Annotated in this window: 11 protein-coding genes and 1 tRNA gene; 5 read left to right on the forward strand and 7 right to left on the reverse strand. The window is 45.0% G+C overall.

Features of this window, described 5'->3' with window-relative positions:
- The 5 genes from HUJ19_RS05060 to HUJ19_RS05080 form a co-directional block, all read left to right on the forward strand.
- Positions 1–1,049 (forward strand): prolyl oligopeptidase family serine peptidase (locus HUJ19_RS05060; RefSeq protein WP_290622618.1); only part of this gene is annotated, 1,049 nt, incomplete at its 5' end.
- A 447-nt stretch (positions 1,050–1,496) separates the two neighbouring features.
- The gene (proB, locus tag HUJ19_RS05065) at positions 1,497–2,312 is read left to right on the forward strand and encodes a glutamate 5-kinase (protein WP_290622619.1); all 816 of its coding nucleotides are present in this window, start codon (positions 1,497–1,499) and stop codon (positions 2,310–2,312) included.
- A 394-nt stretch (positions 2,313–2,706) separates the two neighbouring features.
- A complete protein-coding gene (proB, locus tag HUJ19_RS05070; protein ID WP_290622620.1) occupies positions 2,707–3,510 on the forward strand; it encodes a glutamate 5-kinase in 804 nt (267 codons plus the stop codon).
- Positions 3,511–3,519: 9 nt separating this feature from the next.
- A complete protein-coding gene (locus HUJ19_RS05075) occupies positions 3,520–4,806 on the forward strand; it encodes a glutamate-5-semialdehyde dehydrogenase (RefSeq protein ID WP_290622621.1) in 1,287 nt (428 codons plus the stop codon).
- A 286-nt stretch (positions 4,807–5,092) separates the two neighbouring features.
- Positions 5,093–5,821: a helix-turn-helix transcriptional regulator gene (locus tag HUJ19_RS05080; protein WP_290622622.1), complete on the forward strand. Its 729-nt coding sequence runs from the start codon at positions 5,093–5,095 to the stop codon at positions 5,819–5,821.
- A 227-nt stretch (positions 5,822–6,048) separates the two neighbouring features.
- On the opposite strand, the gene HUJ19_RS05085 is transcribed toward HUJ19_RS05080, so the two are convergent.
- The 7 genes from HUJ19_RS05085 to HUJ19_RS05115 all read right to left on the reverse strand — a co-directional run.
- Positions 6,049–6,124: transfer RNA gene (locus tag HUJ19_RS05085), tRNA-Lys, on the reverse strand.
- A gap of 120 nt (positions 6,125–6,244) precedes the next feature.
- Positions 6,245–6,439 carry a Fe-S cluster assembly protein IscX gene (iscX, locus tag HUJ19_RS05090; protein ID WP_290622623.1) on the reverse strand — a complete coding sequence of 65 codons (195 nt, stop codon included), beginning with the start codon at positions 6,437–6,439 and terminating at the stop codon, positions 6,245–6,247.
- A gap of 38 nt (positions 6,440–6,477) precedes the next feature.
- Positions 6,478–6,816, reverse strand: a complete 339-nt coding sequence (fdx, locus tag HUJ19_RS05095; RefSeq protein WP_290622624.1) for an ISC system 2Fe-2S type ferredoxin — start codon at positions 6,814–6,816, stop codon at positions 6,478–6,480.
- A 9-nt stretch (positions 6,817–6,825) separates the two neighbouring features.
- Positions 6,826–8,679: a Fe-S protein assembly chaperone HscA gene (gene hscA, locus HUJ19_RS05100; RefSeq protein ID WP_290622625.1), complete on the reverse strand. Its 1,854-nt coding sequence runs from the start codon at positions 8,677–8,679 to the stop codon at positions 6,826–6,828.
- A gap of 26 nt (positions 8,680–8,705) precedes the next feature.
- A complete protein-coding gene (gene hscB / locus HUJ19_RS05105) occupies positions 8,706–9,239 on the reverse strand; it encodes a Fe-S protein assembly co-chaperone HscB (RefSeq protein ID WP_290622626.1) in 534 nt (177 codons plus the stop codon).
- A gap of 86 nt (positions 9,240–9,325) precedes the next feature.
- Positions 9,326–9,649: an iron-sulfur cluster assembly protein IscA gene (gene iscA, locus HUJ19_RS05110; RefSeq protein WP_290622627.1), complete on the reverse strand. Its 324-nt coding sequence runs from the start codon at positions 9,647–9,649 to the stop codon at positions 9,326–9,328.
- 44 nt (positions 9,650–9,693) lie between these two features.
- Positions 9,694–9,896: iron-sulfur cluster assembly scaffold protein (locus tag HUJ19_RS05115; protein ID WP_290622628.1), on the reverse strand; the 203-nt coding region annotated here is incomplete at its 5' end.

Raw genomic sequence — 9,896 nt, forward strand, 5'->3', positions numbered from 1 at the left:
CAAAGGATTACTTACTCATAAACTTACTGAAAGATGTCAGCAGCGAATTACATCGTTATTGGTATGCCGATGGTAAGTGGCAGAGTAAAAAGATAGATTTGCCAGAGTTTGGATCGTTGAGTGTTGCCGGAACCAGCGACAAGCACAACAACTTTTTTGTTAACTATGCCAGTTTCTTAACCCCTAGTACTTTTTCTTACTTTGATGAGAAGACCGGAAAATTCAGCGAGTTGAAAAGCTTACCGGCTTTCTTTAATGCCGAACCTTATAAAGTTGAGCAGCACTTTGTTGAAGCAGACGATGGCGTTAAAGTGCCTTACTTTATCGTCATGCGTAAAAATGTCGAATACAACGGCAAAAACCCAACCTTGCTTTACGGTTATGGCGGCTTTGAAGTTTCCCTGCGTCCAAGCTACTCAGCGCTGATAGGCAAAAATTGGTTAGAACAGGGTGGTGTTTATGTGCTGGCCAATATACGTGGCGGTGGCGAGTACGGTCCAGACTGGCATCAGGCGGCTTTAAAAGAAAATCGTCATGTGGCCTTTAATGATTTCATCAGCGTTGCCGAGGACTTGATCGAGCGAAAAATCACATCCGAAGAACATTTAGGTATTCGTGGCGGTAGTAATGGTGGCCTATTGGTTGGCGCCGTTGCGACGATGCGTCCTGATCTCTTTGGCGCTGTCGTTTGTCAGGTTCCACTACTGGATATGAAGCGCTTCAACAAACTGCTGGCAGGCGCAAGCTGGATGGGTGAATACGGTAACCCTGACAATGAAGATGAGTGGAACTACATTAAAACCTACTCGCCTTATCATAACGTTCACAAGGATGAAGATTACCCAAGAATTTTCTTCACCACTTCTACCCGAGACGATCGTGTTCACCCGGGTCATGCGCGCAAGATGGTCGCCAAAATGCAAGCCATGGGGCACGATGTTTTGTATTATGAAAACACCGAAGGTGGTCATGGCGGCGCAGCCAATAATGAGCAATCAGCTAAGCTTTATGCACTGATTCATACTTACTTAGCGGATCAGTTAAAATAATCCCGCCCAGTGTTTTAGTGCCTTTTTTGGTCTTAGCCAATCTATTAAAACCATACACTGTCATCCCGCGGCTCGACCGCGGGATCCAGTGACTTTTCATTCCGCATCAAACAATTCTAGACTCTCTAATCAAGTAACGAATCCATAACATACAGCTTACTTTACTCAGTGTTCATAATCTGAGCTCACTCTCCCCTACTGTATAACCAAAAGTTAATTGACTGGATAATGTTTTCCAGCGATCATCAATGTCATGAATAAATCCCTTCACACATCACAGCCTCTAGCGGTTATCCCCGCAAGTCTTCCCGTACCCGGAAAGTCTCGGCTTGCGCTGTGTGAATATTTTTTACTGAGTCATCGATAACGACTTCATAGAAACGATAAACCACAGAAACCCGCAAGCCAAAAGCTTCGCGGGTTTTTTAATGTCTGAGAGAAAAGCTGATGAATGAAATAGATTTCAACCATTTTCAAAAAATCGTCATCAAGGTGGGATCCGCCTTGGTAGCACCGGACTCACATGCCTGCTCAGCTGAATATTGCCTGCCAATCGCAAACTTTATAAAGAAATGCCATGCCGCTTCGAAACAGGTCATCCTGGTATCCTCTGGCGCTGTTGCTGCTGGCTTTAATCAGCTTCAACTGGTCGATAGAACTTTGAATCTGGAGCAGAAGCAGGCATTGGCGGCGATTGGCCAATCCATCGTCATACGCCACTGGCAGCGATTTTTCGATCAGGATGTTGCCCAGGTGCTACTCACCTCAGACGATATTAACAATCCTAAACGAGCCCAGAATGCCAAAAGAACCTTTGCTCAACTGCAAACATTTGGCGCAATCCCGATCGTCAATGAAAACGATACGGTTGTCACCGAAGAGCTTAAATTTGGCGATAATGACCGACTCGCTGCACAAGTGGCGCTGCTAACCGATGCCGACCTGTTAATTATCTGCAGTGATGTAGACGGCGTCTATGACGACAACCCTCAGCTAAACCCCAATGCCAATTTGATTTCAACTATACAGCAGGCCGATGCCGATATTATCAGTTATGCCAAAACCAACATTAATCCTCAATCAACTGGCGGCATGTTAAGCAAGCTTCAATCTGCCCTGCTAGCTACTGAGCATGGCATTCACGTAACCATATGTAATGGGAAGAAGGAAGCTTATAGCAAGTTATGGTTGAACCAGAACCCAGGCAGCTGGCTGTATCCAGGTACGTCAATAGTAATGTCAAACAAGCCCTCGGATAAGTAAATCTTATCCGAAGCATAAGATACTGTTATTTCAAATAATTTTACGAAACAGAGAAAATCGCTGAGATATGGCCTCGCGGAGAGTTAGCAATACTTAAACTAATGCTACTACCCTACCAGTTAAAGCAACAGAACACGGCTAGGCGGCGCTTAGAGGCGCTCTCAGATTTTCTCGGGATAGAATTTGACATTAGGAGCTGTATGACGACAATGCGAACCGTGCTTACTATTTATTCAACAGCGAAAAAGACAGCAACGACGGGCTTTTTGAGCCAGTCGAACGCTATTTCTGTTGCTACTGAGTCAGTTACAACAACTGATTTCAGTCCTGTCTTCAGGCACATCCTTTCGACTTTTCCATTCATACATCCTTTAAATGAAATATAAGGTTTTCCATGCTCGAACACATCGATTTTAGTCAATACAAAAATATAGTCATTAAAGTAGGATCAGCGCTGATTGCTCCAGACGGCCGCTCCTGCTCATCAGAATATTGTTTGCCGATTGCACACTTTATTCGTAAATGCCACAAAGCTGGCAAAAACGTTACCTTGGTATCTTCAGGTGCGGTGGCCGCCGGTTTTAACCTGGTGAAGCCTGACAATGAGGTGCTAACCCGTAAAGAAAAGCAACCATTGGCTGCGATTGGCCAATCTATGGTGGTTCGACACTGGCAGCGCTTCTTTGATGACGTGGTAGCCCAGGTACTATTAACCTCTGCCGACATCAAAAACCCGGAGCGTTCGCAGAATGCCCGCAACACATTCCAGACCTTGTTTGAATTAGGCGCCATGCCTATCGTCAATGAGAATGACACAGTTGCGACAGAGGAACTGACCATTGGCGATAACGACAATCTGGTGGCACAGGTTGCTGCATTAACGGACGCTGACCTATTGATCATCTGTAGTGACATTAATGGTGTCTATGATGACAACCCAAAGGTTAACCCTGAAGCAGAGTTGGTAACCCAGTTTAAAGGTGTTAACGACGAAACCATGGCAGTGGGTAAAGACACCAATAACCCACGCGGTACTGGCGGTATGCAAACCAAGCTACAAGCTGCGCGCTTTGCATCAGAAAACGGTATCGACACCATTATCTGTAATGGTAAGAACGAAAGTTACATGAGGTTGTTCGACAACCAGAACCCAGGGACTTTAATTCACCGTACTTGTAAAGAAGTATCGGTAGCTTAGGAGGAATTTATGACGATGCAAGAGAACACATTTGAAAGTAAAGAACAGCAAGAGCTGTATGAACTAACGGTGCGTGCCAAACAGGCAGCACAAACGCTGGGAAATTTATCCAGCAGCCAGAAGAATGACGTTTTAGCGGCGATGGCTAAAAGACTTAAAGCCAACCAGGACCAGATTCTCGAAGCCAATAAAAAAGACATTCAATACGCCAAAGATAACGACCTGCCTGACGCGATGGTTGATCGTTTGCTGCTTGATGAAGCACGTGTTGATGGCATGGTTGATGCACTGCACAATGTGATGAGCCTGGCTGACCCGGTTGGCGAGATTGGGCCAAGCACATTACGTCCGAACGGTATTCGTGTCGGCAAGATGCGTATTCCTTTAGGCGTCATCTTGATGATTTACGAAGCGCGTCCAAACGTTGCGGTAGAAGCTGCTGCCCTGACGCTAAAATCAGGCAACGTTGTGATTCTGCGCGGTGGTAAAGAGGCGTGGCACTCTAACCAGGCGCTGATACAATGCTGGCACGATGCGCTTACAGATTGTGGTCACAGCAAAGAGATGGTCTGCATTGTTCCATCGCAAAGCCACGAAGCGGTTAATCACCTGCTTCAATTCCGCGACACCATTGATCTGGTGATTCCACGCGGAGGCGAGCGTTTGATTCGTGCAGTAACTGACAACAGCAAGATCCCAGTGATACAGCACTTTAAAGGTGTTTGTCATCTGTATGTCGATAAGTTTGCTGATCTTGATAAAGCCGAGAAGCTATTAAAAGACGGTAAGGTATCGCGCCCTGGTGTTTGTAACGCACTGGAAAGCCTCGTTATCCATAAAGACATTGCTAACGAATTCTTAAAGCGCGTTAACAAGCTAGGCAATGAATTTGCTATCCAGTTTAAAGCTGATAAAGACTCAGCGGCACAACTGAACAATGCTACAGAAGCCAGCGCAGAAGATTATCATAATGAGTATTTGAGTCTTGCCATGAGCGTTAAACAGGTGGCTTCCTATGATGATGCCGTTGCTCATATCCTTGAACACAGCTCAAGCCACACCGAAGTGATTGTCACTGAAAACATTGACCGCGGTAATGAATTTATCCGCCGCATCAACTCATCAGTTGTTATGGTCAACGCTTCATCACGCTTCTCAGATGGTGGCGAATTAGGCTTAGGCGCAGAAATTGGTATCTCAACCAGTAAACTGCACGCCTACGGCCCAATGGGACTGGTACAGCTCACTACAGAGAAATATGTAGTCACTGGTCAAGGCCAGGCAAAGCACTACTAAGACAGTGCTTTAAAACAGCGTTCGAGCAATAGGGTCGACTAGCCCTATGCCGAAGCCGCGGGAGTCCTCTTTCTAAGAGCCCTGCGGCTTTTTTATATCTTCAAAGAATTTCATAATAACCACAAACAACCCGAGAAATTAGAGCTAACCGATTCAAATTCCAAAAGATTCCTGTATATTCCTTGTTATTCCAATCTATTCATCTGGTTATTCCTGAGGCTTTTAAAAACAATAATAAGGTCACTTTTTGTGTGGCTAACGACATTAATTTTACGGAGAAACAACAATGACACTTGGTGAAAAACTACGAGCTTTACGCTCAACCAGTGGCTGGACTCAGCCTGAATTTGCAAGAAAGCTGGGAATTGAACAGTCGTACCTGTCAAAGCTAGAAAATGACAAAAGCATTCCCTCTACAGAAATGTTCGATAAGCTCTGTACGGCTTATGAGGTAACGCCAGATGAGATGCTTAAAGATCTGGATAAAGACTATATCCGAAAAAACCTAATGCACATCCCTATCATCGCCAACACCAGCAATAGCAAACATGAAATCGCCAAGGGAAAACGAAAAGCAGCTGTTATTGTGTGCTCAACCTTTATTCTAGTCGCTGTGCTGTTTTTCTTTATTGCTCAACTGGAACTGCTTTCGAGTAATAAGCAATATGAGTACCGTTCATTGGGTATAGACTTTAAACATGAAATTAATGAATGCTTAAAAAATAAAGAAGAAAAACACTGCTACATCAAATATACCGGGGAGTATATTCCGCAGGTGTATGATAAAACCACTCATAACTGGGTCCCAGATAGTATTATTACCCGCGAATACAAGGGAAAGTCCTTTATGAAAAAACTGGATGAAGGTTTCCGGGACTATCATGTGAAGGTGCTCGAAGATAAACGCAGTCCAGCCAACAATATCTTCTTAATTCTGGCTGTATTTTTAATGACCTTAGGTGTGCTGGGATTAATCGTTGAAGCTCGGTTCTACAGTATTGATAAGAGCAATTAAATCACCAGTAAGCGTAGCCTAGAAGGAACAAAGTGACTTCGAGGTTGCTCTTGATAAACCTGGAACACGCTTACGCTCTTTCCTCAAGTGATTCCTAAGTCACGGGATACGATACTGTAAAGAGATTGCCACGGCCTAAAGGCCTCGCAATGACGAGAAAATCTCTCAGACAAAAAAAAGCCGCTAACGTTTCCATTAGCGGCTTTTGCTTCCCGAAGGAAAAGATTTGGTGGGTTGCACAGGAATCGAACCTGTGACCACCTGATTAAAAGTCAGATGCTCTACCGACTGAGCTAGCAACCCAAATTCTCTCTCGAGAGTCACCAAAGTGCGTTTTTGGTGAGACGCGTATAATACTGTTTTTTGCAGAAAATACAACCTTTTGTTGACTCTTTTCTGAATTTTATACGCTCAAAAAATGGCCTATTCAGCCTCTTCTATCCAGGCCATCTGAATGGCTTCAAGGATGCGCTCGCCACAACGCTTTGGGTCATCGTCGAAGTCTTCCAGATCTATGACCATTTTTTGCAAGTCCACAAAGTTTACCGTTTTAGGGTCAACTTCTGGATGTTTTTCATAAAGCTCAATGGCAATATCTAAACTGTCTATCCATTTCATAGAATTACTCTCTTAAAACTGGCTCTTAAAACTAGCCTCTAATGACGCTCAGAAACCTGGTTGATGGTGTATTTGGGTATTTCGACGGTCAAGTCTTCATCATCAACAACTGCCTGACAGCTCAAACGTGACTCAGGCTCCAATCCCCAGGCCTTATCCAGCATATCATCTTCCAGCTCATCGCTTTCTTCCAGAGAGTCAAAACCCTCTCGAACAATGACGTGGCAAGTAGTGCATGCACAAGACATTTCACAGGCATGTTCAATCTCAATATCGTTACGCAAGGCTACATCAAGGATGGTCTCGCCCTCTTCTGCTTCGAAAACGGCACCTTCTGGACATAACTCTTCATGCGGCAAAAAAATCACTTTAGGCATTGTAAACCCTTATATTTCATCAATTTCATGGCCAACCAGGGCTTTCGCGATACTCGCATCCATCCGGCGGCTGGCAAATTCTTCGGTACTCTTATCGACAACTTTGATCGCTTCTTCAATCGCTTCAATATCACCATTATCGGCAATGTAAGCAAGCTGTTTCAGAGCTTCTTCAATGGCATGGCGCTCATCCTTAGACAGTAATTCATCGCCATTTTCGGCCAGTGCGGCCTGCACTGCCTCAATCACACGCTTGGCTTCAACCTGTTGCTCACGCAACATACGTGCTTTCATGTCTTCTTCTGCATGGCTTACCGACGATTGCAGCATTGAAGTGATCTGCTCATCGTTCAGACCATAAGACGGCTTGACCGTAATATCCGATTTTACACCGGTAATGGTTTCTTCGGCAGTCACTTTTAGCAAGCCATCAGCATCTACCTGATAAGTCACTTTGATACGAGCAGCGCCGGCCACCATCGGCGGAATACCGCGCAACTCAAAACGTGCCAATGAGCGGCAATCTTCGACTAGCTCTCGTTCACCCTGCACTACATGAATAGCCATGGCAGTCTGACCATCTTTATAGGTGGTAAACTCCTGCGCACGGGCAATCGGGATTGGCGTATTCCTTGGGATAATCTTTTCCGCAAGCCCCCCCATGGTTTCAACACCAAGAGAGAGAGGAATAACGTCCAATAACAGCATATCCTCATCGGTTTTGTTGCCAATAAGAACGTCAGCCTGAATGGCCGCGCCAATAGCAACCACTTTATCCGGGTCGATATCAGTCAAAGGCTTTTTGCCAAAATAGGTTTCAACTTTCTCACGCACCAGTGGCACTCGCGTCGAACCGCCGACCATGACAATATCCTGCACTTCAGAAGCCTTAAGACCTGCATCCTTTAAAGTACGACGGCAGGCGACCAGAGTCTTATCCACAATCGGTGCAATGATCGAATTCATTAAAGCTCTGTCCATGGAGCCTTTCCAGTGCATGAAGTTAATCTCGACGGACTCTTTGTCAGTCAAAGCCTCTTTAACATCACGCGCCTTGATCATGGCCATCTGATAGGCACCGCGATCATTCTTATCAATGTTTGCCTGCTCAACGAGGTAACCCGCAATGGCTCGGTCAAAGTCATCGCCACCCAGGGCACTGTCACCACCAGTCGCCATGACCTCGAAGACACCTTTTTCGAGGCGCAGGATAGAAATATCAAAAGTACCGCCACCCAAATCATAAATGGCATGAATACCTTCACTACCGGTATCCAAACCATAAGCTACCGCAGCTGCGGTTGGCTCACTGATCAGCCGTAAGACTTTAACACCGGCAATTTGCGCAGCATCTTTCGTGGCCTGACGCTGAGCTTCATCAAAATAGGCAGGTACTGTGATCACAACACCACCCAGTTCTCCGCCCAATGAATCTTCTGCTCGTTTAACCAATGCTTTTAAAATTTCACTGGAAACTTCTACCGGATTTTTAATGCCACAATCAGTTTCAACAGCTGGCATGCCAGTGCCCGATGCCGTGAGCTGATTAGCACTGAATTCTTTAATTTTCTGAACGTCTTTAAGGCCTCGCCCCATTAATCTCTTAACTGAACTAATGGTATTTTTGGCGTCAGAACAAACGAACAGCTTCGCAGACTTGCCGACAGACACGGTGCCATCTTTCGTATAGTGGACAATCGAAGGCAAAATATGATCGCCCTCCAAGTCAGGCAGGGTTTCCGCTTTACCGCTGCGCACCGTTGCGATAAGTGAATTGGTTGTTCCCAGATCAATTCCTGCGGCCAGTTTATGCTGGTGTGGATCAGTACTTTTTCCGGGCTCTGAAATTTGAAGTAACGCCATAAATAATATTTACTGTTTTGAGGTATTTAGCCTAAAAGCTTGTCTTCCGCCTGCTCAATGTCAGACAAGGTTTTATGCAAGAACTGTAATTTATAAATCGCTTTTTCAAGCTCATCAGTATCGAGTGGTTCCTGTTGGAACAGCTCTGTCATGCGACTCTCCTGCTCTTCTTCCAGGGCACTGATTTTATCAGCAAACTGATGTAGCTGAGAAATGTCATTACCCCCAGAAATGGTTTCCAGCTCCTCACGCAGCTCTAACTGCTGCATCAAGAATTCAGGATCATTCACCGTATGGTCTTTGGCAGTATCGATACCCGTTTTCAGGTGCAGTAGATACTGAGCACGCTTCACTGGATGTTTCAACACCGCAAACGCATCATTCAACTGAGTGGTCTTTTGCATGGAAAGCATTTGCTGTTGAGCACCAGAGCTGGCGAACCTGTCTGGATGAACACTATTCAGTAGCGTACGCAACTTGGCAGACAGTTTTGGAACATCAATAGAAAAATTCGGCTCAAGGCCGAATAATTCAAAGTAGTTTTGCTGTGCTTTAGTCATAATCAGAGTCTGAGTTTAAGGTTATACTGGTTTTTGACACGAATTGAGTTAACACCCTGGTTGATTAGGGTGATTAAAGTAGCGAGTTATACGGTAAAGGACTCACCACAACCGCACTCACCCTTAACATTGGGGTTCACAAACTCAAAGCCTTCATTCAGACCTTCTTTCTTAAACTCTAAACGAGTACCATCCAGATACAGACTACTTTTAGGATCCACAATCACCTTAACGCCCTTATCTTCAAAAACGACATCGTCATCTTCCAATTCATCAACGAACTCCAGGACATACGCTAATCCAGAGCAACCCGTGGTTTTCACGCCAAGACGAATGCCAAGTCCTTTGCCACGATTGGCCATGAAACTTTTCACACGTTCTGCTGCTGCATCTGATAAGGTGATTGCCATATTAAATCCTAATCTGCTTACCTAGTTTACTGATAAATTCTCGATTACTGACCGTGCTTTTCTTTGTAATCTTTCACTGCTGCCTTGATGGCATCTTCAGCTAACACTGAGCAGTGAATTTTTACTGGAGGTAAAGCCAACTCTTCAGCAATTTGCGTATTCTTAATAGACTGTGCTTCGTCGATTGTTTTGCCTTTAACCCACTCAGTGATTAAAGAACTGGAAGCAATCGCAGAACCACAACCAT

The organism is Kangiella sp. (genome assembly GCF_014762745.1).
GTDB lineage: Bacteria > Pseudomonadota > Gammaproteobacteria > Enterobacterales > Kangiellaceae > Kangiella.